Below are 24,161 nucleotides of genomic sequence, written 5' to 3'. Positions count from 1 at the left end.
GGCGGGGACCGAACAGAGAACCCGCCCATGCCCATCTACGAGACTTCGCATAATGCATCCAAGGCGTCACCCGGCGCGAGCCGGAAAACACGGGAAATTCCCGCGTAAAACGCCCATTGTCACGCCCGAGCAGTTCGCGACAGAACGCAAGAAATCGGGCTTTTCCCGGGAGCAGGCAGCCGAGTTTCTCGGCGTCAGCCTGCGCACCATCGGCCATTGGGAGACTGGGAAGGCGCGTCCCGCGTGGGCTGCGTTCCGGCTGCTGCGCGTCTTCCGACACGGGGATCTGATCGATCCCCGTTGGGAGGGTTATTCAATCATCGGCGGCCGACTGGTGACGCCTGAGAACCACGCCTTCGAACCGCACGACCTGACGTGGCTCTCGCTGCTCGTCCGGCGCGCAGAGGCGTTTACGGAAACGCGCAGGAAGCTGGAGCTGGTGGGCGAGGGCGCGGCCTTCGCTGCGCGTAAGCGCAGCGATGCCCGCGCCCCGCACGTTGCGCTCAGCGCGTCCGCATTTCCGCACATGCAACTGCGCCGGTGGCCCGCCGTTGGGACAGTCGGCGTCGTGGAACACTCGTCGGATGGGGCTTTTCCCCGGTGGAACCCGGTGAAAAGGGTAGAGGCGGTGTTGGCGATTGGCCCGGGGAGTAACACGGGCCAAAAGGGGGTCGCCGCATGATGGGGCCCCGCAAACGCGCGATCGAAGCGCTCACGGCCGACGAATGTCTGCCGCTGGCGCGGACGATCAACGCCTTGCTCCTCTTTCGTTCGCGCCAGTGGGAAGGACTCGAACCATTCGACGCCGAACCCACCGATCCCGACGTGCGCCTGCTTGCTGCGTGGCTCAGGAGCGCCGCGATGCTTGATGCCGAGCAACCTCCAAAAGGGGGTGCGCGATGAGCTGTCTACTTCAGCAGCTTTCGGAAACGGTCTCGCGCTTTATCCAGCGGGCTGCCGCCCAGAGGAGAGCTGAGGTGAATGTTGCTCGTGTCGAAGATGCCGCCACCCTGCGCGGCGTCCTTCATCGCAGCTCGCACCAGTTGATCGATGTCGCTACTTGTGCCGCCTTTTCTGTTGAGGAACTCCGCCAGAACGTGGCGCAAAAACACGACTTCGGCGCGGAGGTCGGTCAGGTCGGCTTCTTGCATGGTCTCTCTCCCATGCCCGGTGTCCCGGGTGGGGCAAGCCTAACAACCTGTCGTGAAATTTCGACGGAACCCATACCAGGACGAGGTGCCACTCAATGACACGCCATGTTGAAACGTGGGCAGCCGCCCAGGCGCACCGTTATCCGACTCTCGCGTCGACCATCTTCATCGACGGCGACTCGTTCCTCGCGTTGGCCATGAAGGCGTATCTGGCCGCGACCCGGAAGATGGTCCCGCCGGATGGCCGGCGTTGGATCGTGGATGGCGATCCGTGGGGCGACGCCCGTGACTTCTACGAAGCCCTCACGTTCCAAGTCGCCGAGCGTCTGCGCGTGATGGCGTTGGAGACTGGTCATCTGAGCGAACGTCCGTGGACCGAGGTCGAAGAACAGGACGCGCCCGAGGATCAGGTCGAACCGGGTGCAGGGCGCAGCCTTGCGGTGGCCGCCTTTGTTCCTGCTGACCGCTTTGTAGAGACGCCCAGCTAATCGGACACCGCCTTGTTCCCCAGAACCAGCTTCCGTAGTCTTGCGTCAGATCAAAGGGTGGTCAGCCATTCATGAAGACCTTTCCATGGACGTGCCCGTATTGCGGTCGGGCGACGACGATCACGTCATCGAACTACACCTCGGGCACGGTCACCTTCTACGACCAAAACAAGGAGGAGGTGCGCCTCGGTGTTCTCGTTGAATCGACTACGTGCCCAGTGCCGGAGTGCCGCGAGTACTCGATTAAGGCGTCTCTGCACAAAATCGACGCTCAAACCGACCGCTTCGTAGGAAAACTGCTTAGTTGGCAGCTGAGGCCCCAATCTAGCGCGAAGGCATTTCCTTCGTACGTTCCTGCCCCGATTCGGGAGGACTACGAGGAGGCGTGCGCTATTCGTGACCTGAGTCCCAAGGCATCTGCAACTCTTTCGCGCAGGTGCCTGCAAGGAATCATCCGCGACTACTGGGGTATTTCGAAGGCGCGCCTGGTCGACGAAATCAATGCACTGAAGGGCAACATCGATCAATCGACGTGGGACGCCATTGATGCCGTTCGAAACATTGGAAACATCGGCGCCCACATGGAGCGGGACATCAATCTCGTAATCGACGTTGAGCCTGAGGAGGCTCAGTTGTTGATCGGCTTGATCGAGATTCTGCTGAAGGATTGGTACATCGCTCGTCACGAACGGCAGCAGCATCTTGAGGGCATCGTTGCACTGGCAAAAGCAAAGGAAGCGGCCAAGAGTCAGTGAGCTGACTTGGTGTCGCGTCAGCTTTTTTTTGGACCCCGAAAGGCAGAATTTGCCTTTCGGGGGTAGGTCGGGGAAGCTGGAAGCCCGTAGGAGGGCCATATCGTGGGTACGAAACTTCGCATAATGCATCTTACGTAGCTTCTCGATCAGGCTACGGACGCGTCTGCACTTGCTGGGCGGCGTTTCCGAGCCCAGCAGCCCGGCACCAATGGCCGTGCCTCCTCCAGCCAGCCTCACACCCCAGTCTGCGGACCGCGCCTAGTCTGTGGATCGCAACCGATGCCAGGGAGGCTCGCCATGCACATGCTGCAAACTTCGGCCGTTCTTTTCGGCATCGCGGCGTTGGGCGGATTACTGATGGCCGGCATCCGATTCGCACGCCGCGTCAATCCGCCCGCGGCGATCGCGATGCTCCACGGTTTGCTCGCAGCCTCCGGCCTGACGTTGCTCGCGTATGCGATCTGCACCGATCGAGCGGCCCCCGGAACGTCGATGGGCACCGTCGCCCTCGTATTGTTCCTGCTGGCCGCGCTCGGCGGCGTCGTGATGAGCCTGAAGTACAAATGGAATCGCGTGCTGATTCCGGCGTGGTTGCTCCTCGGGCATGCGACAGCTGCGGTGCTCGGATTCGTGGTGTTGCTCCTTGCCGCGTTTCGTTGAGCAAGGTGCAATTGCAGCGGCGTATTGCTCACCACTTTCATCGCCCAAAACAAGAAGGGCCGCCTTTCGGCAGCCCTTCTTGTTTGTTTGGCGTCCCCACGGGGATTCGAACCCCGGTCGCTACCGTGAAAGGGTAATGTCCTAGGCCTCTAGACGATGGGGACAGTAGCGGTTTGCAGCTTTGATTTTATTGGTGGAGCCAGCCGGGATCGAACCGGCGACCTCCTGCATGCCATGCAGGCGCTCTCCCAGCTGAGCTATGGCCCCACTGCTGGAAGCCGGCAAGTTTAGGGGCGGTCTCCGGAAGCGTCAACACTTTTTGGCGATTTTCTTCACGTCGCGCGGACGAATTTCGGCATCCCCGACCCGCGATTCAGGTGGGCACGACCAGGCCGCGTCGCCTGGCCAGTTGGCGCAATTGGTAATCCGATTGCACGTCGAGTTTCGCGTAGATGTTCGCGCGATGCGCGTACGCCGTCTTGTTGCTGATGCCCATCGTCGCCGCGACGCGCGACACCGAATGCCCGCGCGCCACCAGCAGGAAGACTTGCGCTTCGCGCGCGGTCAATTCCGGCAGCAATGCGTTTTCGTTGCCGTCCTCGGCGTCGTGCGCGCGCACGTCCTTGCCCAGGTAACGCTCGCCGCGGCCGGCGGCGCGGATGGCGTCCACGAGTTCGTCGGGCGCCGCCCGCTTGGTGACATAACCCCTCGCGCCCGCCGCCATCGCGTCCTGAACGTACAACGCACCGTCGTGCATGCTGAGCACGACAATCGAAAGCTTGGGCCGCTGCGCAAGTACATGGCGAATCAGCACGAGGCCGTCGCCGTCGGGCAGCGAGAGATCCATCACCAGCACGTCGCAGTTCGCGGTGAGGAGCCAGGCCGCCACCTCGCGCGCGCTGCCGAGCTCCGCGGTCACCTCCCATCCGGGTTCCATTTCCAGCAATTGCCGGAAGCCAGCCCTTACGATGGGATGGTCGTCGACCAAGGCAATGCGAAGGGGTGGCATGGTGGGGTCCGGTAGGCAGGAACGTGCGCGGGGTACCCGCATTGAAACGCGCCGGGACGGTGCGCGTCGAGTCCATTGGCTCATCGCGCCCGCCTACCTGGCGGCTTACGTCCTGCTTTACTCGATATCGAGCCTGCACTGGTTCCTGCCCGCAGGCCTCAGGCTCTCGGTCCTGTGGCTCCTGCCGCGGCGCCATTGGTGGGTGACGCTCGTCGGGGAGGTCATCGCGATCGTGCTCCTCGCCATCGCGCGCGGGACGTTCCAGGATCCGCTCGCCATGCTGCTGGCATCGTTCACGCCGTGGTGCGTGTATGCCGCCATCGTTTACACGTTTGCGCGGCCAGCGGGATTGGTCCCCTCCCCCGATTCGATGATGCGCTTCCTGCTGTGCGGGCTCGCCGCCGCGGTCGCCAGCGGCGTCATGCTCGTGCTGATCAACATCGCCGACGACGGCGTGCCGCAACTCCCTCCGCAGATGGTCATCAGCTTCGCGATCGGGGACTTCACCGGCATCCTGATGATCGCTCCGCTGGTGCGCACGGCACTCGCGCAATTCGGGCCGCGTCGCGAGCCCTGGCGCTACGTGCTCGCCGATGGCCTGGTGGTGATGCCGGCCCTGGTCGCCCTGGGGCTTTCCTGGTTGCCCATCCACAACGCCGATCTGTACCCGCTGATGATCGCGTTGTTTCCGCTGCTGTGGCTTTCATTCCGCTACGGTTGGCGCACGGCCGCCATCTCCCTCGCGCTGCTCAGCGTCGCCGTGTATCGCCTGGGGCCCGGGTTCGTGGGCGTAGGGCCCTCGATGCAACTGCAGTTGTTGACCTCGGCCGCGGGCTTCGCCGCGCTGATGATCGGCGTGTCCGGCGAATCGCTCCGCCTGCAGGGCCGCGCGTTGACCTCGACGATCGACATGCTGTCCTCGCGCACGCGCGCACTTTCGGATGCCGCCAATCGCCTGGTGTCCAAGCAGGAAGACGAGCGCAAACGCATCGGCGCCGAACTGCACGATCAACTCGGCCAGGACATGACTGCGATCGCCACCCGCCTGCGCATCGTCGAGCGGGCGCACGAGGAGCGCGACATCCGGCAAGGCCTCCGCTCACTCAGCGAACTCGTCGCCGACGCGCACGAACACCTGCGCGGGGCGATCCAGTCCTTGCACCCGCTCGCGCTGGATCGCTTCGGCCTGGAGCGTGCGCTCTCCGAAGGACCGATGCGCGAATTGGCGCGCGACCATGGGATCGCTTACGAATGCCGCATCGACGGCGACGCCGACGCCCTGCCCCAGGACATCGCCACCGCGATCTACCGCATCTGCCAGGAAGTGACGACCAACTGCGTCCGCCACGGCTGCGGCGGCCGCGTGTCGATCACGCTGACCGTCGAGCCGCATGACGGCGGCCGGGACCTGACCTTGCGCATCGACGACGAAGGCGGCGCCTTCGAGGTGCCGGCCAACGGCGAGGGGCTGGGTTTGCAGAACATCAGCGACCGCGCCGATGCGATCGGCGCGGAGCATGTGTTCCGGCCGGAGAATGGGCATCCGCGGCATTTGATGCATGTGCGAATACCGGGATGAGCGGCCAGCGATGCCGCAGTAAGAACTTTTCGGGCATCGTGGCCGCATAGCGGGGCGGGAACGCACGCGAAGCGCCGGTATCATGCGTGTTCGTTTCCGATTCGCAGTCGTCCATGCATTCCCAAGACCGCATCTTCGTCGCCGGCCACCGCGGCCTCGTGGGCAGCGCCATCGTGCGCCGTCTCCAGGCTGAGGGCTTCAATCAGTTGCTGCTCGCTGGCCGCGACCAGGTGGACTTGCGCGATCGCGACGCAGTCGAAGCGTTCTTCGCGGCCGAGAAACCGGACATCGTGTTCCTGGCTGCAGCGAAAGTCGGCGGTATCCATGCCAACAACGCCTACCCCGCGGAGTTCCTGCTCGAGAACCTGCAGATCCAGGACAACGTCATCGACGCCGCGTATCGCCACGGTGCGAAAAAGCTCGTGTTCCTGGGCTCATCCTGTATCTACCCGAAGCTCGCACCCCAGCCGATTCGCGAGGACTACCTGCTGACGGGCGCACTTGAACCCACCAACGAGTGGTACGCGGTCGCCAAGATCGCCGGCATCAAGTTGTGCCAGGCCTACCGGCGCCAGTACGGCTTCAACGCGATCAGCCTCATGCCGACGAACCTGTATGGCCCGGGCGACAATTTCGATCTGCAGAACTCGCATGTGCTCCCCGCGCTTATCCGCAAATTCCATGATGCGAAGCATCGCGGCGATGCCGAGGTCGTGATGTGGGGCACCGGGACGCCGCGTCGCGAGTTCCTGCATGTCGACGATCTCGCTGATGCCGTGGTGCACCTGGCGAAGACCTATGAAGGCGAAGACATCGTCAACATCGGTGTGGGCGAAGACATCTCGATTCGCGAGCTCGCCGAGTTGGTCAAGGAGATCACAGGCTACGTAGGCGCGATCGTCAACGACACCACCAAGCCGGATGGGACGCCGCGCAAGTTGCTCGATGTCGGTCGTCTTTCACGGCTTGGGTGGAAGGCGAAAACCCCGCTGCGCGAAGGGATCGCCTCGACGTATCGGTGGTTCCTCGAGCACCAAGGCTCGCTGCGCCAGGTTTGAACGGCCCGCTCGGGTGCGCTGCTACTTGCGCGCGCGGGCCAATGCCCACCCCAGCAGAACGCCGCCGACATTCCAGGCGATGTCGGCCCACTCGACGCGCGCGTAATCGCCCCGCCACCACTGCAGCCATTCCAGCGCGACAGCCAACGCTACGAGCGGCAATAAGAACGAAAGGCGTGCACTGATTGCGCGCGCGTACCAGTACCCGATCGCGGCGAACACGCCGCAGTGCGCCAGTGCATCCAATGCTGGTGCGTCTCCGGCGGAAAGATGCCCCGGCCGGCAATAGAACCAGGAGAGCACCGCGACGCACGCGATGCCCACTCCCCTCCCCCACCGACTGTCCATCAACACGCCATCAACCCCGCCCGTAGGCATCCTCGAAGCGCACGATGTCATCCTCGCCGAGATAACTGCCGGACTGCACCTCGATCAGTTCCAGCGGCATGCGGCCCGGATTCTCCAGGCGATGCTTGACGCCAAGCGGAATGTACGTGCTCTGGTTTTCCGAGAGGATCAATGTCTCCTCACCGCGCGTGATGCGCCCGGTGCCGCTGACGACGATCCAGTGTTCCGCGCGATGGTGGTGCATCTGCAGGCTCAACTGCGCACCGGGCTTCACCGTGATGCGCTTGACCTGGAACCGTTCGCCGAGATCGATGGAGTCGTAACTGCCCCAGGGGCGATACACCTTGCGGTGCCATGTCGGCTCCGGACGGCCCTTCGCCTTGAGCTCGGCGACGATGGACTTGACGTCCTGCACGTGATCCTTGTGGGCGACTAGCACCGCATCAGCCGTATCGACGACGACGACATCCTGCAACCCGAGCATCGCAACGAGGCGGCCATCGCCCCAAGCCAGCGTGCCGCGGCAGTTCTTCGCGATGACGTCGCCATGATGCGCGTTGCCATTGCCGTCCTGCTCTGCGATGTCCCATAGCGCCGACCAACTGCCGACGTCGTTCCAGCCGACGGAGATTGGCAGAACCGACGCCAGCGACGTCTTCTCCATGACCGCGTAGTCGATGGAATCCGACGGGCATTCGGAGAAGGACACCTTGTCCAGGCGCACGAAGTCCGCGTCGACCGCCGCCTTCGACAGCGCCGCGCGACATGCGACGAGCATCGCCGGCGATTGCCGCTCGAGTTCGGCGAGATACACCGACGCGCGGAACAGGAACATACCGCTGTTCCAGAAGTAATCGCCCGAAGCGACGTAGCCGGCCGCCGTGGCGGCATCGGGCTTCTCGACGAATTCGGCGACATCGCGCACGCCGTCACCCGCGCCCATGTCGGACTTCGCGCGGATGTACCCGTAACCCGTTTCTGGCCCTGTCGGCACGATGCCGAACGTGACCAGCCTGCCCTTCCGCGCGGCCGATTCGGCACGCAACACCGCCGTTCGGAAAGCAGTTGGGTCGGCAATCACGTGATCCGAAGGCAACACAAGCAATAACGGATCGTCGCCGCCGGACATCGCCTGCAACGCCGCGACCGCAATCGCAGGCGCGGTGTTGCGCCCTACTGGTTCGAGCACGATCGCGGCGGGCGTGCAGCCCGCTTCGCGCAGCTGTTCGGCGACCATGAAGCGATGATCTTCGTTGGTGACGATGATCGGAGGCGATGTCGTCAGCGGTGCGACACGGTGCCAGGTCGACTGGAGCATCGTGTCGGATCCGGCGAGCGGGAGGAATTGCTTGGGGTAGGCCTCGCGGGAGAGCGGCCAGAGGCGGCTGCCGGTGCCGCCGGAGAGGATGATGGGGATCATAGGGCCGCCCGATCCTCGCTCGTCGACGAACCTGCCAGATTGTGACCAGTTAATCGAGAGAGCTCGTTTATGACGTCTTGCTTCGTTGACAAGTGACGAATGGCATTCTCAAATTCCATCAACTTCGCGCCTACCAGGAACCGGTACCAATATCCCTGAAGAAAATGATAGACGAGCCCTGAACGACCATCGAGGAACCCAAACTGGAAGACATATCTCCAGAGGAAATACAACATGGCGCTCAAAGTAAAGGGCAACCTGTTGTAGATGCGCTCCTTTCCCCATCGTTTAATGGATGCTTGAAGAGATGCGCTTCCGCGAGTCAATGCATTGTCTCTGGGGAACAGCTCCAGCTTTTGATTCAACACATCAATTGCTTCGCGCGTGGCGTACTTGTTGTGTTTTTCAGTGAAGTAAGTGAGGTCATTGAGGTTTTCGTCCGCGAACCCTCCTTTAAAGGTGACGACACGACCTCCCCACACCACCATATGCTCGTCCATCCAACGGTTCTCTATCCGACCGTGGCCGCGACGCCAAATTCGAAGCAGACGAAGCGGATAGCGACCACCGTGTTTAACCCACCGCCCCATGAATACGTGTTTGCGAAGAAGATTAACGCCTACGACATCTGACGGCAGAGTCTCCAGCTGCGTTTCGATCTCCGCCCGCAGGTTCGATTCAATGATCTCGTCCGCGTCCAAGCGCATCACCCATTTGCAGGTGATCGGAGCGTTCTCCAGCGCCCATTGGAACTGAGCGGCATAGTTCAAGAAAGGGTGTGACAGCACATGCGCGCCCAGGGAGGCAGCAATGCGGTCTGTCCCGTCGATCGATCCCGAATCGACTACGAATACTTCCGTCGCCAAACCGTCTATCGCACGGAGGCATCGCTCAATATGCAAGGCCTCGTTATGTGCAAGAATTATTACCGCGAGATCCCGCTTCATCAGTTCACCAATTCATAACTCAATATTTCGTTCTTACGTCTCAGCTTCGCTGACCCGTATTCGCATCCTCGTGAGAACAGCAGGGTTGCCTACATAGACGCCGAACGGCTCAGCGTCTTTGAACAACACTCCGCGAGCGCCGAGAACAGCGCCCTCGCCAAGGGTTACGCCAGGTCCCACAAATGCTTCTGCCGCAACCCAACACCTTTCGCCGAGCACGATTGGCCTCGCAATCAACTGGAACGCGGGATCGCCAATGTCGTGCATCCCCGCGCAGAGGTGCGATCCCTGACTAACTATCGCGCCCTGCTTAAGCCAAACAGGTGCCATCGAGTAGCAATTTACCCTTGGCCCTAAGCAAGAGTGTTCATCCATTCGCAAGAACGGCGGATACCAAACGCGCGCAGACCCGTATACATGCGCCGTCGAATGCACAGTTGCGCCAAAGCATCGCAGCACCAAAACTCTCCATCGATGTAATGGCGGAGGGGTCCAGGCCGCAAGTACCAACCACGCCAACGACCAGCCAAACCGGTAAAGGCGATGCCTAACGGTGTAACTCGGCCCACCTTGAATAGGCTTTGATTGCTCAGCGCTAAGAATGCTCATCCGTTCACCGCTATTCGGAATTGACGTTGATACTTGTCGCTAAGTCGCGCGCGTAATGCTGCTACCCATCACCTTCGACCAAGGGGGAGCAGTACTCTTGCTCTACGGGAGGCCTCGAGAGAAATTCTAAATGTGCAGCATCTTCCGCCTCGGTCCGAAAGCGCCTTCGAATGTGTCGAGCTGGCACTCCACCGACGACGCAAAGAGCATCAACGTCCTTGGTAACTACTGACCCTGCAGCAACGACGGCTCCGTGCCCAATTCTTATCCCAGAAATAACAATGACTCCGGCGCCGACCCACACATCTGCGCCAAGCACAGTCCTCTTAAACGGAGGTCGCCCACTAAAGATCACCGGGATTCCGGAACTCTCGAATACGTGATCATTTCCAACTATGCGCACACCGGGCCCCAGCATGGTGTACGCACCGATTGAAACACCTGGGCCGATCTCGCATCCGGGACCGACGTAGCTGTACGCACCGGCGTTGAAATCGCGGCAAATCGCCGAAGCGCCACCAGCAAGAAATGTGGGATGCACATGCCTCAGTCGAAGCCGCTTTTGCCAGTACAAGCGCCTGAATTTCCTCAACAGCCGCCGCAAGCTCACTTCTCATCCCTTTCAAACAATCGAAACGCCTCGTCGCCACGCGTGGCCGGCAACCCGGTAGCTGCCCGATAGAGGATCTCGACTTGCATTTGCGGGTTATAGACTTCGTCGATCATCTTGTAACACCGCTCCCTAGTAAGGTTTCGATTTGGATATCGGGCCTCAAGAGCAAGCAACTTATCCACCAAATCCTCAACACTCCCTTCGACAAAAAGCTCGCCCGTGTATCCCGAGACTATCGCTTCAACTTCAGGCATCTGCGATTCGTGACTGTCGTGGCTAATTACTGGAGTTCCATACATAAGACTGTGCATCGCCGTAAGTCCAACCTTGCCTGGTGACACGGTGACGTCGGCGTTGTAGATTTTTTGCGCAATAACCGTCTCATCGTAGATGCCTCCTAAGAAATTAGCGTCCACGCCAAGTGTGCAAGCGAGCGACATTAATCTCTGCTTCTCTGGGCCATCCCCAATAACTGTCACCGATGGTGGAACACGGCCTCGCCGCTTTATTTCAGCAACGGCATGGAAGAGAATTTCGTACCTGCACGAAGTGGTGAGCCTGGAAATGCAAAGTACCTGCAGGCCGGCGCTTGTGCCGCTGGCATTGCCGCCAGCGCACAAGTCTCTCATCGCACGTTGCGACCGATAATTCAGAGAGTTGAAGCCGACGTGGACGTCGCACGCATCGAACCCCATCTCAATTGCGGCCGTTTTGGCGCGGTAGCCGTAACTAAAAAATCCATGGGCAAGCCCGAAAAAAGCGCGTCGAACGCGGTTCTTTAGTGACACTCGCGAGTTTCTGAAACCATGCCCCCAAAAAACGACGCGTCTGCTACGAAGCCTACAAATAAGCGCGCCGACCCAAGTGGTTAGATGATTTGGGTCCGCCAAGAAAACTGCGCACTCAAATTCATCAAAAGCACACGCGCGGACTAAACCTGGCTGGATAACGAACTTCCCAAGCCATGTCGTCTTGATTCGTCGGAAGTTTGGCGAGCCGCGAAAGTCATATTCATTGATTCCGTCAATTCCCTTCGCGTCGCCATAAAATGTGACCTCCCAGCGTCGATCGTTGAGTATCGCCTCGATCACCCCCGCCCTGTAATGCGGGTAGAAGTGATAGAAGATCGCCAATTGAGACTTAGGGAGCGCTTCCATCAAGGGCACACCTTGGCGGATTGCAGCCTCACCATCGACTTTACGCATGACGCTGAGAGCACATAGAACCAAAACAATACGAAGACTCCAATCGCGAGGAACGCAAATTCGAATCTCCATGCTGCAAATGCCACGAAGAATAGTTGATATTCGACGAGTCTCCCCCCGAGCAGACGGGATGCCGTAAAGAACAGCACCGCAACCAAGCCGAAGAAGGCTGGGCCGAGCCACCCGAAGTTGCCGAAAGCCTCGCCGGCCAGTGTTGTATTTAGCGCAAGAATATTGTTGCCAGTGATATCAAAGCCGACTCGCGTATTAAAGCCCTCGGGTTTGGCCGGGAAGATCGACTTAGGCAAAAACAGCGTGGCGGGCTTGATGAGCATTGTCTCGCCGTGTAGCAACGGCTTGGAGCGCCCGTACGTATCCATTACGTACTGGAGCACCATAATATTTGCAGATTCGAAGGCGGAGCCGACGAGTTTGCTGCCGCGCTCCGGCATCGGCTCTTTCGCGGAATCTATTGCAACTCGAAAACTATCGCTGGTCTGCGCATAACTTAGCCCTTGCGACCACATCAACCCGCGAACGGCGGGAAACACTGCATTGAACTGAGCAACGATTGGAGCAAGGACTACCAGGATGATCAGGAGCTTCTTGTTGTGCGTCCATAGAATCAACGCTATTGCCATCAGGGTGAACAGCAAGACGATTCGATTAGAAGAAACGATTACTTCGAATACGGCAAACACGATCAAGGTCGAAATCGAGGACCGAAACGATCGGACTTTGCGTAAGAATGCGAACGCCACCACCCCTGGTAGCGTTACCCTCAGAACATTGTAAAAGTTGCCGACAATAGTTGGTAGAAAACCACTTGCATACATTTCATTGTTTGCTTCCATCCAGTGGCCGCCACGCATTTTCCCGGACATGAGAAAGAGAGTCACCGCAAGAGCCCCATAGGCAACTAAATGCAGCGTCACGTAAACGGATAACTGGGCGGGAGCGTCGAATGAGCCGGCAAGGCCTCCAATCTTGTCATTCCTCGGGAACTTCAAGAAGCAAAGCGTCACACCTGCAGTCAGAAGTAGGTAAGTCGCCAGCGGTAACGACGAACCCAACCGTACTGGATCAATCGCGAGATCAAAATCGTCGATTTGCCCAAAAAGCAAAAGCTGTAGTACCGGGCCACCGATAAAGTATGAATAGCCCAGCACAACCCCACCTACCGCGTCGAATCTCCGGTGCAGCAGTACGGATACCCCCCCTGTACAAGACAGGAGGAGAACGAAGAGAAAAAGTGTCCAGTCAGCGATCATCGACCTAGCATTTCCGATGTCATCTTGCGTGCCTCGACGCCCGATCTGCAAAGATGTTTTGAGCGATCTGTTTCACCGCGATGAGTGGCGATCGGGTGACGCCACGAACCCAATCTGTGCAGCGCACGTTCGCAATCTGAAGGGCAGCTCCAAGGACGACCGCCAATGCAAAGCCGTCCGCAAGGACGATTCCCAGCGCGGCACCAGGTGCGCCCGGGTGCATTTTGAGTAGTCCAAACACCAACAGAATGGAGCCAAAGCCGTAGATGCCAACGAACGGCGTGGCAAGGGTCAGATGCTTGTTTAGCGAGCATGGGACGACCAACGAGACGTTCCACAGCACGTTCAATACTGATGCAATCAGCAAGAGCCCTAAGGCAATAACGTCCAATTGCAACGCGTCGCCTACCCACAGTCGATATATGAGTGGTGCAAACGCGCCGATGGCGATGGCAAGTAGCAGGGAAAGCCAGAAGCTGCCGTGGCTCGCGCCAATAAAGAGTGCCCGGGCTTCAGATTTCTCGCCAGCGCCGTAGGCTAGCGAGAGCTCCGGCTCGATGGTGCGTGCCACCGCCAGTGCCGGCTGCAGAGCAAGTCGGCACAGCGTCCTCGTTGTCGAGAACGCAGCGAGGGCTACAGGACCCAGCGCAAGCCCAACGATGATTCGCACCCCCTGAATATTCAGCGCATCTGATATGGGGAACGCGAGGCTAGCGACGGACGGCGAGAAAAGGGCCTTGATGTCGCGGAGATTCCAGTTCGAAACGCCGTACCTTGGTGTTGGTATTTTTCGCATGTACGTGAATAGCATCACCAAATAACCGATAACTTGTCCCGCCAATGCTCCCAGCGCTGCACCCACAATGCTGCCACTTCCAGCCGCTCCGCTTACTGTTCCGCCAAAAGAGAGAACTGCGCTAATCGCAACAAGCATCTCGCCGAGAGCGTAACGACCACGACTAGTGAATGCGCCTTGCAGCAAGCCACATTGGAAATAGACCAGGACCTGTGCAGCTAGAGCCGTCAGCGCCAGATTCAGCCCAGGCCCATCAATCGTCCTAAGGACAAGCCACCGCGCGATAGGCAATTCCGGGAGCACCAAAATAAGCAGTGACAGTAGAATCGCCGAGAAGCTAATTAGCAAAARCCATGAGTTCTGAAATGTCGATGCGATTCCGGCTTCGTCGCCCTTGCCAGCTCGAATCGCCATTTCGCGTTTGGCGGTCTTTGTAATTCCTATGTCGCCAAAGGACAGTGCTGCTGGCAGTGCAGCGATCAGTAGCCACTCTCCGTAACGATTTGGCCCCCAAAGCATGAGCAGTAGCGGAACCTCTGCAAGTCTCATAATTAGCTGACTGGCTTGAGTCAGCCCATTTGCACCTACACCAGCCATGATTCGGCGGGCGCGGTTCGAGGTGGCGAGCAGACTCGATGACATTGTTAAGCGTTTACAGGCGTGTGCACGGAGAATCCATGGGTTTTGAGCAGCCTGTAACGCGTTGCATCCCGCAGATCAGTTGCGACCATCTCCTTCACCATCGACTCAAGCGTGATGTGTGGAACCCATCCAAGGTCGGAACCCGCCTTCGTCGGATCTCCCAATAATGTCTCCACCTCTGCAGGCCTAAAATACCGTGGGTCGACTCGCACAATTACATCCCCCGCCTTCACCGCGGGCGCCTTGTCCCCTTCAACCTTCAGCACGACCCCGCGCTCCTCAACCCCATCCCCTTCGAACGCCAGCGTGACCCCCAGTTCCTTCGCAGCCATGTCCACGAACTGCCGCACGCTGTACTGCACGCCGGTCGCGATCACGTAGTCCTTTGCGACTTCCTGCTGCAGCATCATCCACTGCATCCGCACGTAGTCTTTGGCGTGACCCCAGTCGCGCAGCGCGTCGAGGTTGCCCATGTACAGGCAGTCTTCGAGGCCGACGGCGATGTTCGCCAGGCCACGCGTGATCTTGCGCGTCACGAAGGTTTCGCCGCGGCGCGGACTCTCGTGATTGAACAGGATGCCGTTGCAGGCGTACATGCCGTACGCCTCGCGGTAATTCACGGTGATCCAGTAGGCGTAGAGCTTCGCCACGCCGTAGGGGCTGCGCGGGTAGAACGGGGTCTTTTCGGTTTGCGGCGTTTCCTGCACGAGGCCGTACAGCTCGCTCGTGCTCGCCTGGTAGTAGCGGCACTTGTCGCCGAGTTTGAGGAAGCGCATCGCTTCAAGCAGGCGCAGTGCGCCGAGGCCGTCGACGTCGGCCGTGTATTCCGCCATCTCGAAGCTCACCGCCACGTGGCTCTGCGCGCCGAGGTTGTAGATCTCGTCGGGCTGCACTTCCGCGACGATGCGCGTCAGGTTGCTGGTGTCGGTCAGGTCGCCGTAGTGCAGGTGGAACTTGCGCCCGGTCTCGTGCGGATCCTGGTACAGGTGATCGACGCGCTCGGTGTTGAACGACGAGGCGCGGCGCTTGATGCCGTGCACTTCGTAGCCCTTCTCGAGCAGGAGTTCGGCCAGGTACGAGCCATCCTGGCCCGTGATGCCGGTGATGAGGGCGCGCTTGGTCATGCGGAGGCAACTTCTTCTGAAAATCGATCGGGGAGTAACGCGAGGATCCGCGCTTCGACGCGTAGCAGAATCGCGTCGCGTGCAAGGTCGTGTTCGGCGCGGGCGCGTGCCGCTTCGCCTAGGTCGTGCCGCAGGCTGGCGTCGGAGGACAGGTGTCGCAGCGCCGCAGTAAATGCGTCGGGATCGCCGGGCGCCGTTGCGATGCCGCATCCGGCGATTGCATGTGCAACGCCCGTGTCGGGAAGCGCGGTTGCAAGAACGGGTCGTCCGCTGGCCAGCATGCCGGTCAGCTTGGACGGCATGACGAGGTCAGCAACGTCTGCGCGTTGCGGCAGCAAGTGGATATCGGCGAGCCCAAGCCAGTCCTGCATGCGTTCGGTCGGCTGCAGGCCGACGAAGCGAATGTTGGGCAGTCCGGTGCACGCGGCTTCGAGTTCGGCGCGGGCCGGGCCTTCTCCGCCGAAGACGAAATACAACTGCGGTTCGTCCGCGAGGCGACGGGCCACTGTCCCCAGCAGTTCGAGTCCTTGCTTGAGGCCCATGTTGCCGGAATAAAGCGCCACGACCGCGCGCTCGGGAATTCCGAGTTCCGCGCGATAGGCGCTCGGCGTGGTGAGCGGACGAATCGCGTCGATGTCGACCCAGTTGGGGAACGACGCACGACGATGCGTTTCGACCCCTTTCGTCGCAAGGCGCTCGATCATCTTCGGGGAAATCGTCGATACCACGTCGAAGCGGCGCAGCAGCGCACGCTCGATCGCCAATGCCATTCGGCGCAGCGGCCCAGCATCCACGATCCCCATGTCCATGGCCGCATCCACTTCGAAATCCTGGACATGCAGCCAGCACTTGGCGCCACCAAGTCGCGCGACGGCCCATGCGCCCGGGGCACTCGCCAGTGTCGGCGCCACGTTGACCACGAGGTCGGGGCGCCAGGACATCGAGCAGAGCAAGGCCGCCACGGACGACGCAGCGAAGGACGCGAGGTGCACCATGCGCGTGATGCCGCGCGGCTTGCGCGGCACCCACGTCGGGCAGCGAATCACATCCACGTCGTTCTTTCGTTCGCGTCGAAACCAACGCGCCCGGTGTTCCGGCGCCACCTTCCATTCCGGGTAATAAGGCGGTGCGGTCACGACACGCACGTCGTGCCCCCGCGCGGCAAGCCACTCGCAGAACTCGCTGGTGTACTTGCCCGTGCCGATGCACTCGGGGGCATAGTTGATGCCCGCGACGAGGATGCGGGCTTTTATTTTCGTGGACTGCACTTGCCGATACCTCAGTACGCGTTCCTGCCGAGGAATCCACCCACGACCGTCATCGCAACGATCCGCAAGTCCAACCAAACCGACCAGTTCTGCATGTAGAACAAATCGTGCTCCACCCGATTCGACATCTTGTCGAGCGTATCGGTCTCGCCGCGCAGCCCATTAACCTGCGCCCATCCGGTGATCCCGGGCTTCACCCGGTGCCGTTGCATGTAAAGCTGCACCTGGTTCTTGTAATGGTGATTGTGCGCAACTGCATGCGGCCGCGGCCCCACGATCGACATCGTGCCTTGCAGCACATTGAAGAACTGCGGCAGCTCATCGAGGCTCGTGCGCCGCAGGAACGCACCGAACCTGGTCACGCGCGCGTCGTGCTTCGTCGCCTGCGTCACCTGCCCGTGCGCTTCCTCGTGCACGCGCATGCTGCGGAATTTCCACACGTCGATGATCTTGCCGTCGAGGCCGTGTCGGCGTTGGCGGAACAGGATCGGGCCGCGCGAGCTCAGCTTCACGCCGATCGCAATGGCCGCCATCAGCGGTGCGATCAACAACAGGATCAGCGCCGCGAGCACGCGGTCCTCGACGGCCTTGAGCAGGCGCGCATCGCCATCGAGCGGGCTCGCGCGCAGGTTGATCACCGGCAGGCCGGCAACTTGCTCGACCGAGTGGTTGAGCAGCCGAAGTCCCAGCAGGTCGGGCACGAACTTGATGTCGGCCGTCGAATACGCGAGCGCATCGAGGATGCGCGCGATGTCACGCTCTGCGCTCATCGGCAGCGTGATCCATGCCTGGTCGACATGGTGGCGTTCGACGAAGTCGGTCAATTGGGCAAGGTCGCCGAGGCGTGGCGCTTCCTGCAGGTTGCCCCCCAGCCCGGGTACGTCGAACCAGCCGAGGACGCGGATACCGGCACCCTTCTGACGACCCAGCGCTTCGACGATACGGCGCGCATCCGCGCCACCGCCCACCATCACCGCCGTCCGCAAATCCATCCCCCGCTCGCGCACCACCGACGCAAGGCGGCGCGCAATCACGCGCGTGGTCGCGCCACCCGCGAGCGTCAGGCCGAACCACAACATCCACCACAGGCGCGAGAGATTCACCGGCAGCTTCATCGCCACCGCATAGAGGATCGTGAGTCCGAAGATCAGGCCGAACGCGCCGGCCATCGAGGGCAGCTCGGCGAACAGGCCCTGCCCGCGCCAACTGCGATACAGCTTCGACAGGCTCAGCACGGGCAAGGCGAGGAACACGGCCATAGCGACGTGCCGCATGTAAATCATCGAGACGTCGAGGTTGCCGAAGCGCACCCACCACGCGACGGCGCCGGCGCCGCCGATCGTCGCCAGGTCTGCGAAGCGCAGGCTCCAGCCGAGCAGCGCGGCGTACTTGCCGGGCTTGTACGTGGTTTGCCGCAACTCCTGCGGCATCGGTGCGAACAACATTGCTTTCCCCTGTGGTGTCGCTGTCAAACACCGGCCTGCTGCCCTCGCACCCCCTCGATTGAGAGCAGCAGGCCGGCTGTCACCAACAGAGCAAACGTCCGCAGCGGGTAATCCACCACCGAATGCAGGATCGGCACCACCAGCGCGACAGCAGTCACACTTGCGACCGGATCATCCACGACGGCGGCGGCCCGCCCCATGGGAAAATTTCTCGCTGCCTTCACCGCGACCATGGCCAGGAACGCGAGCACGAGGAGCAGCCCGGGCACGCCCGCTTCGATCGCGATCTGCAACAGGTCGTCGTGCGCGCGTTCGGCGAAGGTCGGGCCCATCGCCTGCAGCGGTTCCATCGGTGCGTACACCCACGGGAAGGTCCCGAGGCCGCTGCCCCAGGGCAGCCACGCCCACATCGCCTCCAGGCCATGGCGAACGTATTGCCAGCGCAAATCGTCGAGCGGATCGGTCTGCAGCCGTTGCATGAGACCGTCCCACGCAAAGTGCGCGACGGCGAGCATCGCGATCCCGAACGCCAATCCGGGCGCGAGCCAGCGACGCCCTGCCCCGCGTCGCGGCCACCACAGCACGCAGGCGGCCGCGACGAGCGCCGAAGACGCCAGGACGAAACCCGCGCGCGAAAACGTCAGCGCCGCCGCGAGCCACAGCGCGACGACCGCGACCAGCGCAAGCCCCGCCTGCGCGCGTTGGCCGCGTCCTTGCGCCTGCGCGGCAAGGGCCAGCGCGATGGGCAACAGCACGCCGAGCAGATCGGCGAAATGGTTGCGGTTGGCGAAGGTGGCGATCGCACCGATCGGATGATGGAAGGCATGGAATCGCAGGGCGTTCGGGCCGCCCGTGGCTTGCGCGAATCCGAGGAAGGCCAGCGCCACCCCCACGCCGACCGCGATGATCAGCAAACGCCGACGCAGCGCATGCGGCAACGAACGCGCCGACAACCACATCGCGCCGAAGGTGAGGATCGCAAGCGCGGCGCGAACGGTCGCCCACGCATCCAGCGACATGGGGCGCCAGGCGGGCGCGATGCCGGCGTGCGCGAGATCCGCCGCGACCGACGCGCGCCCGGGCAACGCCGCGAACCACGCAGGCGGCAACGGCACAAGCTGCAGGGCCACCAGCGCGAGCGCGCTCGACAACAGGGCGAGGAATGCACGGTCCCAGCGCGTGACTTCCGCCGTGCGCCATCGCGCGATGCCGAGCGCCAAGCACGGCAACATGGCCAGGTGCACCATCGCATCGCCCGCGCCACGCGCCCCGCCGCCGAACAACAGGGCGACGACGAGCAGCGTCGCCGTGCAGGCAAACGCAACGGACTGGCGCTCCAGGAAAGACGGTCGGGTTTGCATCGGGAACTTCAGAAAAACAAACGGGCCGCGAGGCGGCCCGTCGTTCGACTCCGTCGGTGGGCCGTCAGGGGCTCGAAGGCTGCGCCGCAGGCTGCTTGCTGCTGCCGCCGCCGCCCATGCCGTTCGCCGCACCGATCGCGGCAACCACACCCACCGCGCCGAGCACGATCGACGAGGCCTTGGGGGTCTTCTTCGACTGCACCGGCACGGTCGGCGCCTGCGCTGCCTGTTCGGTGGCGGTGGCGTGCGCTTCCGGCTTGGGAGCCGGCGCGCGCTTCTGCGCGGCTTGCGCCTGCGCTGCACCCATGGACAGGAGCGCGACGGCGATGATCGTGTACTTCATTTGTGCTTGTCCCCTAACAAGTCGAGTCGCGTGTTGCGCTCGCGTGAAATCATAGCGTGATCGCCTTCACGCACGGCCTCTTGCCTGGCAAGAAAAATTCCTACGTCGTCGATCATCAGTCGCCCCTGCAGGTGCCGCTCGGCCAGGAACCGCGCCGCGTGCACCAGGACGAGCGTCTGGCCCGCGCAATCGGAGGGCACTTCGAAGGTGGCATCGATGCGATGCCATTGCGCCCCACCCTCGCCGCGATCGAACGGCACGCGCGCGAGTTCGACGCCTTCGCGACAGGTGATGCGCCACTGGAAGGGTCGCTGGCGTTCGACCTCGTCGCGCACCCACGCCACGAAGCGATAGCCGCCCGGCGCGAGCGCCAGCGATTGCCGCAGCCCCGCGAACGCCTGGGCGCGCCCGCCGAAATCGATCGACAACGCCGACGCGCCCGCATGCGGCGCATGGGTGTCGTATTCGACGAAGACCCCCGGCAAGGGATCGATGTGCCAACCATAGCCCTCCGCAATCGCGGGTTGCTCGAACCCGCCATCGAACACGGCGGCGTCCTCGCCCCGCGCAGCTTCCGGCAACAGCGCGCGCCACGCGTCACGGGCCTGCGCATGTCGACCGGCGCGGTCCAGCACCGCGACGCGCGTCTGCAAGCCGTCGAGGTCCAGTGGGTGGCGCGCGTCCAGCCCGGCGAGCAAACCCTCGGCATCGACGGCGGGCGTCGCCGGATCCCGCAATTGCGCGAAGAACGCGGTCGTCCATGGCGGGTCGGCCGCCAGCCGGTCGACGAGCGCCGCGCGCACGCGCGCATCGGCCAAGTGCGGAACCAGCAGGGGCAAGGTGGCGCCGCGCGAGGCCGGCGCGACGCGCAGCATCGCGTCGAGATGGGACAGGCCGGTCACGGCATCGCCTTGCGCGAGCGCCGATTCGGCGAGCAAGGCGCGCGTGTGCGGATCGCGCGGCCACCGGGCATTGGCGATGGAGAGCAGCGCGTGCGAAGGCGGCGCGTCGCCGGCTTGCGCGACGGCGATGGCGCGGTACGCGCGTCCATCGATGGGGCGCGTCGACAGCACGTCGCGCGCAAGCGCGACACGTTGCGTCGGCGGGCCTTCCGTCGAATCGAGCAGGCGCATGGTCCGCTCCGGCCCGAACGCGGCACCGATTTCCGTATCCACGCGCCCGAGTTGTACCGCCGCAAGGGCTGCGACTGCCACCGCCGCCGCGATCAGCACGCGGCGCCGCGGCGTCATGCCTTCTTGCCGTAGGCGTAGTACGAGTAACTGCCGTAAGCGTGGCCCGCGATCTTTCGCGAAGTGTCGAAACGCGTGAGCAACGTGCCGACCATGCGCGCCTGCACGCCCTGCAACCGGCGCAGCGCACCGCGCACCGCGTCGCGCCGCGTGTGGTCGGCCGCGACGACGAGCATCGTCGCTTCGGCCTGGTGCGCGAGCAGCGGCGCATCGGCCAGGCCCAGGACGGGCGGACCGTCGATCACGACCACGTCGAAGCGCTCGCGCAACTGCGCAAGGAAGCGCGGAAAGCGATCGCCTGCAAGCAATTCCGGCGGATTAGGCGGCAGCGGACCGGAGGTCACGACACTGAAGCCGCCTGCGTTCGCCACCTGCAAGACGTCCGCGACATCGGCTGCGCCCGCCAGCACGTTCGACAGGCCGGTCGCGTTGGGCACGCCGATCAACTGGTGCAGCGAAGGCTTGCGCAGATCCCCGTCGACGAGCACGACGCGCTTGCCGATCTGCGCGATGTTCCGCGCCAGTTCGAGCGCCGTCGTCGACTTGCCTTCCGCGGGCCCCGCGCTGGTGACCAGCAATGCGCCGGGAAGCCCGTGCGCGGTGGCGAACTGCAGGGCCGTGCGCACCGAGCGATAGCTCTCGGAGAACGGCGAGCGCGCATCGGCCGAGGCGATGGCCGGTGTTTCGCCGTTCGGCAGGCGCGGCACGGCGCCGAGGACCGGCAGGCCGGCAAAGGCCTCCAGCGCATCGGGTGCCTGCACCGTGCGATCCAGGTGATGCAGGAGGAATGCCGACAGCACGCCGGCGAACAGGCCCAGCAACAAGCCGACGGCGAGATTGAGCAACAGGCGCGGCGAATGCGGGCGCTCGGGAACGTCGGCGCGGTCGATCGTCGAGACGTTGTTCGTGCCGACATTGCCGACGACGCCGATTTCCTTGTAGCGCTGCAGCAGGCCGTCGTAGAGCTGGCGGTTGGTTTCCGCCTCGCGACGCAGGATGTTGTAGCGGATGCTGCGGCCCTGGAGATCGAGCACATCGTGTTTCAGGCCCGCCATGCGGCCCTCGAGCAGGGTTTCCTGCGCGCGCGCGGCATCGTATTCCGAACGCACGGCCGAGCGGATGTGGTCGACCTCCGCGGCGATCTGGCGATCGGTTTCCGCGACCTGCCCCGCGAGGCGGCGCATGTCGGGATAATCGGCCTTGAAGGTGCGCAATTGTTCCTGGTACTGCGCCGCGAGCAGCGAGCGCGACTCGCGCAACTTCTGCACCAGCGGGCTCGCCACGACTTGCGGCAGGCCCAGGCCGTTGCCCACGCGCGCCTGGTCCCACGCCGCCTGCGCACGGATGCGCGCCGCCTGCGCCTGCGCGAGCGATGCGTTGAGTTCGCCCAGGTTCTGCGCGCTCAGCGACGGCGCGTTTTCGCCGACCGAGACGATCTGCTCCAGCGTGGCGAAGTCCACCAGCGCCTTTTCGGAATCCTCCAGGCGGCCCTTCAACTGCGCCAGGCGTTCCTCGAGGTACTTGCGCGCATAGGACGACGCATCGAAGCGGCGCTCCAGGTTGCTGGCGATGAAGGCATCCGACCAGGCGTTCGCCACGCGCGCGGCGAGCGCGGGATCGGGCGAGTCGAAGTTCACGCGCACCAGGCGCGAGTTGCGCACCGGTTCGATGGTCAGTCGCTCCAGCACGTCTCCGACCAGCGCGCGTTCGCGGGCGTCGCGGCGCTTCGACGAAGGCGCATTGGCTTCGAACGTGGCTTCCACCTTCGCCATCGCCTGCGCGTATTGCGGCGCCCTGTCCAGCGACAGGTCCTGCACGACGCGCCGCGCGAGCGAGCGGCTGCGCAGCAATTCGTATTGCGTCTGGTAGAAGTCGCGATCCATGGGCGACTCGGCGGGCGTCAGGCCTTCGACGTCCATGATCTTCATCGTGTCGCGTTCGATCTGCATCGTCGTGGATGCACGGAACACGGGCGTGGCGAGCAAGGTCGCGGCCAACACGAGCACGAACACGCACGCGGCCACGGCGGCGACGATCCAGCGCCGGTCGACGAGCACGTGCCAGTAATCGAGGAGGTTGATCTGGTCGTCGTCGTCGCGCGCGGCGGCGTCGGCCGCGACGATCTGTGGGGCGTCTGCGAGGTTCATCGGTAGGCCCGCCACACGGCCACGAACGGCGCCAGCTTGATCAGCGCCTGCAAGGTCATCTTGCCGCCGGAGGTGTCGACGACCACGACGTCCTCGGCTGCCAACTGCGGATCGGGTTGTTCGCCGGCCTGGATCGCCGCGACGTCGAAGCGCGCATAACGGCGTTCACCGCCCGAATTGCGGAAGACCAGCACGTTGCGCTGGCTGGCCACGTCGTCGAGCCCGCCGGCCAGCGCGATCGATTGCAACAGGGTCATGCGCGAGGTGATCGGGAAAATGCCGGGCTTGTCGACGGCGCCACCGACGGTGACGTGCTGGCTCGCGTATTCCTTGACGAACACCGTGACCTGCGGATCCTGCAGGAAGCGCTCGGAAAAGCGCGCGGCGATGTCGGCCTGGAGTTCGCCGACCGTCTTGCCCGCGGCGGGCAGTGCGCCGATCAGCGGCAACGACACGTCACCGGCATTGTTCACGCGAACTTCGCGGTCCAAGTCCTTGATCTGGAAAACAGTGACGGCGAGAAGATCGCTCGGGCCGATGCGGTACTCGGGGCGGCCGACGGCCGTGGCGACGGGGTCGGCCTCGGGCAAGACGGACGCCTCCTGGCCACGGCTGGCGCACGCGCACAAAAGAACGAAGGCCGCGCAGACGGCCAGGCGAAACACGATGGAC

Annotated in this window: 23 protein-coding genes, 2 tRNA genes and 2 pseudogenes; 7 read left to right on the top strand and 20 right to left on the bottom strand. The window is 62.7% G+C overall.

Features of this window, described 5'->3' with window-relative positions; all coding sequences use genetic code 11:
- Positions 1-52 precede the first annotated feature (52 nt).
- Both ACXJJ8_RS09590 and ACXJJ8_RS09585 read left to right on the top strand, forming a co-directional pair.
- Positions 53-682, top strand: coding sequence for a VC1465 family Xer recombination activation factor (locus ACXJJ8_RS09590; protein ID WP_499029318.1), 630 nt, complete (start codon positions 53-55; stop codon positions 680-682).
- On the top strand, positions 679-903 hold the full coding sequence (locus ACXJJ8_RS09585; RefSeq protein ID WP_499029316.1) for a hypothetical protein: 225 nt from the start codon (positions 679-681) through the stop codon (positions 901-903). The genes ACXJJ8_RS09590 and ACXJJ8_RS09585 overlap by 4 nt, the downstream gene beginning before the upstream one ends.
- A gap of 5 nt (positions 904-908) precedes the next feature.
- Here ACXJJ8_RS09585 and ACXJJ8_RS09580 read toward each other — a convergent pair whose 3' ends face one another.
- Complete coding sequence (locus tag ACXJJ8_RS09580) at positions 909-1,151, bottom strand: hypothetical protein (protein WP_499029314.1); 243 nt, start codon at positions 1,149-1,151, stop codon at positions 909-911.
- A 95-nt stretch (positions 1,152-1,246) separates the two neighbouring features.
- Between ACXJJ8_RS09580 and ACXJJ8_RS09575 the strand changes: the two genes are divergently transcribed.
- From ACXJJ8_RS09575 to ACXJJ8_RS09565, 3 genes are all read left to right on the top strand, one after another.
- Complete coding sequence (locus tag ACXJJ8_RS09575; RefSeq protein WP_499029311.1) at positions 1,247-1,639, top strand: hypothetical protein; 393 nt, start codon at positions 1,247-1,249, stop codon at positions 1,637-1,639.
- A 71-nt stretch (positions 1,640-1,710) separates the two neighbouring features.
- Positions 1,711-2,394: a DUF4145 domain-containing protein gene (locus ACXJJ8_RS09570; protein ID WP_499029309.1), complete on the top strand. Its 684-nt coding sequence runs from the start codon at positions 1,711-1,713 to the stop codon at positions 2,392-2,394.
- Between the two features lie 297 nt (positions 2,395-2,691).
- Positions 2,692-3,054: a hypothetical protein gene (locus tag ACXJJ8_RS09565; RefSeq protein WP_499029307.1), complete on the top strand. Its 363-nt coding sequence runs from the start codon at positions 2,692-2,694 to the stop codon at positions 3,052-3,054.
- 88 nt (positions 3,055-3,142) lie between these two features.
- Here the strand turns inward: ACXJJ8_RS09565 and ACXJJ8_RS09560 are convergent.
- From ACXJJ8_RS09560 to ACXJJ8_RS09550, 3 genes are all read right to left on the bottom strand, one after another.
- Positions 3,143-3,218 (bottom strand) — tRNA-Glu (locus ACXJJ8_RS09560).
- A gap of 27 nt (positions 3,219-3,245) precedes the next feature.
- Positions 3,246-3,321: transfer RNA gene (locus tag ACXJJ8_RS09555), tRNA-Ala, on the bottom strand.
- A 106-nt stretch (positions 3,322-3,427) separates the two neighbouring features.
- Positions 3,428-4,063 (bottom strand): response regulator, encoded by a 636-nt coding sequence (locus tag ACXJJ8_RS09550; RefSeq protein ID WP_499029305.1) that lies wholly within the window; start codon positions 4,061-4,063, stop codon positions 3,428-3,430.
- On the opposite strand from ACXJJ8_RS09550, the gene ACXJJ8_RS09545 reads away from it, so the two are divergent.
- On the top strand, positions 4,062-5,642 hold the full coding sequence (locus ACXJJ8_RS09545; protein WP_499029303.1) for an MASE1 domain-containing protein: 1,581 nt from the start codon (positions 4,062-4,064) through the stop codon (positions 5,640-5,642). The two genes, ACXJJ8_RS09550 and ACXJJ8_RS09545, sit on opposite strands and share 2 nt — an antisense overlap.
- 113 nt (positions 5,643-5,755) lie before the next feature.
- A complete protein-coding gene (gene fcl / locus ACXJJ8_RS09540) occupies positions 5,756-6,700 on the top strand; it encodes a GDP-L-fucose synthase (protein WP_499029301.1) in 945 nt (314 codons plus the stop codon).
- 21 nt (positions 6,701-6,721) lie between these two features.
- Here fcl and ACXJJ8_RS09535 read toward each other — a convergent pair whose 3' ends face one another.
- The 16 genes and pseudogenes from ACXJJ8_RS09535 to ACXJJ8_RS09460 all read right to left on the bottom strand — a co-directional run bounded on the left by ACXJJ8_RS09535 (position 6,722) and on the right by ACXJJ8_RS09460 (position 24,079).
- The gene (locus tag ACXJJ8_RS09535) at positions 6,722-7,024 is read right to left on the bottom strand and encodes a hypothetical protein (RefSeq protein ID WP_499029299.1); all 303 of its coding nucleotides are present in this window, start codon (positions 7,022-7,024) and stop codon (positions 6,722-6,724) included.
- A 34-nt stretch (positions 7,025-7,058) separates the two neighbouring features.
- The gene (locus ACXJJ8_RS09530; RefSeq protein ID WP_499029296.1) at positions 7,059-8,468 is read right to left on the bottom strand and encodes a mannose-1-phosphate guanylyltransferase/mannose-6-phosphate isomerase; all 1,410 of its coding nucleotides are present in this window, start codon (positions 8,466-8,468) and stop codon (positions 7,059-7,061) included.
- Positions 8,465-9,415 carry a glycosyltransferase family 2 protein gene (locus ACXJJ8_RS09525; RefSeq protein WP_499029293.1) on the bottom strand — a complete coding sequence of 317 codons (951 nt, stop codon included), beginning with the start codon at positions 9,413-9,415 and terminating at the stop codon, positions 8,465-8,467. The genes ACXJJ8_RS09530 and ACXJJ8_RS09525 overlap by 4 nt, the downstream gene beginning before the upstream one ends.
- Before the next feature lie 670 nt (positions 9,416-10,085).
- Positions 10,086-10,565, bottom strand: a complete 480-nt coding sequence (locus ACXJJ8_RS09520; RefSeq protein ID WP_499029593.1) for a DapH/DapD/GlmU-related protein — start codon at positions 10,563-10,565, stop codon at positions 10,086-10,088.
- A gap of 65 nt (positions 10,566-10,630) precedes the next feature.
- Positions 10,631-11,794, bottom strand: a complete 1,164-nt coding sequence (locus ACXJJ8_RS09515; protein ID WP_499029291.1) for a glycosyltransferase — start codon at positions 11,792-11,794, stop codon at positions 10,631-10,633.
- Positions 11,794-13,113 carry a hypothetical protein gene (locus ACXJJ8_RS09510; RefSeq protein WP_499029289.1) on the bottom strand — a complete coding sequence of 440 codons (1,320 nt, stop codon included), beginning with the start codon at positions 13,111-13,113 and terminating at the stop codon, positions 11,794-11,796. The genes ACXJJ8_RS09515 and ACXJJ8_RS09510 overlap by 1 nt, the downstream gene beginning before the upstream one ends.
- A 19-nt stretch (positions 13,114-13,132) precedes the next feature.
- Complete coding sequence (locus tag ACXJJ8_RS09505) at positions 13,133-14,551, bottom strand: hypothetical protein (RefSeq protein ID WP_499029287.1); 1,419 nt, start codon at positions 14,549-14,551, stop codon at positions 13,133-13,135.
- A 2-nt stretch (positions 14,552-14,553) separates the two neighbouring features.
- Positions 14,554-15,675: a GDP-mannose 4,6-dehydratase gene (gene gmd / locus ACXJJ8_RS09500; protein WP_499029285.1), complete on the bottom strand. Its 1,122-nt coding sequence runs from the start codon at positions 15,673-15,675 to the stop codon at positions 14,554-14,556.
- On the bottom strand, positions 15,672-16,943 hold the full coding sequence (locus ACXJJ8_RS09495) for a glycosyltransferase WbuB (RefSeq protein WP_499029283.1): 1,272 nt from the start codon (positions 16,941-16,943) through the stop codon (positions 15,672-15,674). The genes gmd and ACXJJ8_RS09495 overlap by 4 nt, the downstream gene beginning before the upstream one ends.
- Positions 16,944-16,954: 11 nt before the next feature.
- A complete protein-coding gene (locus ACXJJ8_RS09490) occupies positions 16,955-18,388 on the bottom strand; it encodes an undecaprenyl-phosphate glucose phosphotransferase (RefSeq protein WP_499029281.1) in 1,434 nt (477 codons plus the stop codon).
- 23 nt (positions 18,389-18,411) lie between these two features.
- Positions 18,412-19,749 (bottom strand): O-antigen ligase family protein, encoded by a 1,338-nt coding sequence (locus tag ACXJJ8_RS09485; protein WP_499029278.1) that lies wholly within the window; start codon positions 19,747-19,749, stop codon positions 18,412-18,414.
- Between the two features lie 64 nt (positions 19,750-19,813).
- A complete protein-coding gene (locus tag ACXJJ8_RS09480; RefSeq protein WP_499029276.1) occupies positions 19,814-20,092 on the bottom strand; it encodes a hypothetical protein in 279 nt (92 codons plus the stop codon).
- A complete protein-coding gene (locus ACXJJ8_RS09475; protein ID WP_499029274.1) occupies positions 20,089-21,342 on the bottom strand; it encodes a hypothetical protein in 1,254 nt (417 codons plus the stop codon). The genes ACXJJ8_RS09480 and ACXJJ8_RS09475 overlap by 4 nt, the downstream gene beginning before the upstream one ends.
- Positions 21,339-21,971, bottom strand: a pseudogene (locus tag ACXJJ8_RS09470) (CpsD/CapB family tyrosine-protein kinase); the annotation flags it as partial. The pseudogene ACXJJ8_RS09470 and the gene ACXJJ8_RS09475, both read right to left, overlap by 4 nt.
- Positions 21,972-22,112: 141 nt before the next feature.
- Positions 22,113-23,504, bottom strand: a pseudogene (locus tag ACXJJ8_RS09465) (GumC family protein); the annotation flags it as partial.
- Positions 23,486-24,079: a polysaccharide biosynthesis/export family protein gene (locus tag ACXJJ8_RS09460; RefSeq protein WP_499029271.1), complete on the bottom strand. Its 594-nt coding sequence runs from the start codon at positions 24,077-24,079 to the stop codon at positions 23,486-23,488. The pseudogene ACXJJ8_RS09465 and the gene ACXJJ8_RS09460, both read right to left, overlap by 19 nt.
- Positions 24,080-24,161: the final 82 nt, after the last annotated feature.

It is taken from the genome of Lysobacter sp. P5_C4, assembly GCF_054049695.1.
Note: the sequence above shows the minus strand (reverse complement) of the source record. Positions and strands in the feature narration are given on the sequence as shown.

Excerpts from the sequence above, each read along its gene's own strand:
- ACXJJ8_RS09580 (WP_499029314.1), bottom strand. The coding sequence starts at position 1,151 with ATGCAAGAAGCCGACCTGACCGACCTCCGCGCCGAAGTCGTGTTTTTG.
- ACXJJ8_RS09575 (WP_499029311.1), top strand. The coding sequence starts at position 1,247 with ATGACACGCCATGTTGAAACGTGGGCAGCCGCCCAGGCGCACCGTTAT.
- ACXJJ8_RS09510 (WP_499029289.1), bottom strand. The coding sequence starts at position 13,113 with ATGATCGCTGACTGGACACTTTTTCTCTTCGTTCTCCTCCTGTCTTGT.
- ACXJJ8_RS09565 (WP_499029307.1), top strand. The coding sequence starts at position 2,692 with ATGCACATGCTGCAAACTTCGGCCGTTCTTTTCGGCATCGCGGCGTTG.
- ACXJJ8_RS09485 (WP_499029278.1), bottom strand. The coding sequence starts at position 19,749 with ATGCAAACCCGACCGTCTTTCCTGGAGCGCCAGTCCGTTGCGTTTGCC.
- ACXJJ8_RS09585 (WP_499029316.1), top strand. The coding sequence starts at position 679 with ATGATGGGGCCCCGCAAACGCGCGATCGAAGCGCTCACGGCCGACGAA.
- ACXJJ8_RS09550 (WP_499029305.1), bottom strand. The coding sequence starts at position 4,063 with ATGCCACCCCTTCGCATTGCCTTGGTCGACGACCATCCCATCGTAAGG.
- ACXJJ8_RS09525 (WP_499029293.1), bottom strand. The coding sequence starts at position 9,415 with ATGAAGCGGGATCTCGCGGTAATAATTCTTGCACATAACGAGGCCTTG.
- ACXJJ8_RS09475 (WP_499029274.1), bottom strand. The coding sequence starts at position 21,342 with ATGACGCCGCGGCGCCGCGTGCTGATCGCGGCGGCGGTGGCAGTCGCA.
- fcl (WP_499029301.1), top strand. The coding sequence starts at position 5,756 with ATGCATTCCCAAGACCGCATCTTCGTCGCCGGCCACCGCGGCCTCGTG.
- gmd (WP_499029285.1), bottom strand. The coding sequence starts at position 15,675 with ATGACCAAGCGCGCCCTCATCACCGGCATCACGGGCCAGGATGGCTCG.
- ACXJJ8_RS09480 (WP_499029276.1), bottom strand. The coding sequence starts at position 20,092 with ATGAAGTACACGATCATCGCCGTCGCGCTCCTGTCCATGGGTGCAGCG.
- ACXJJ8_RS09570 (WP_499029309.1), top strand. The coding sequence starts at position 1,711 with ATGAAGACCTTTCCATGGACGTGCCCGTATTGCGGTCGGGCGACGACG.
- ACXJJ8_RS09545 (WP_499029303.1), top strand. The coding sequence starts at position 4,062 with ATGGTGGGGTCCGGTAGGCAGGAACGTGCGCGGGGTACCCGCATTGAA.
- ACXJJ8_RS09490 (WP_499029281.1), bottom strand. The coding sequence starts at position 18,388 with ATGTTGTTCGCACCGATGCCGCAGGAGTTGCGGCAAACCACGTACAAG.
- ACXJJ8_RS09515 (WP_499029291.1), bottom strand. The coding sequence starts at position 11,794 with ATGGAAGCGCTCCCTAAGTCTCAATTGGCGATCTTCTATCACTTCTAC.
- ACXJJ8_RS09530 (WP_499029296.1), bottom strand. The coding sequence starts at position 8,468 with ATGATCCCCATCATCCTCTCCGGCGGCACCGGCAGCCGCCTCTGGCCG.
- ACXJJ8_RS09590 (WP_499029318.1), top strand. The coding sequence starts at position 53 with ATGCATCCAAGGCGTCACCCGGCGCGAGCCGGAAAACACGGGAAATTC.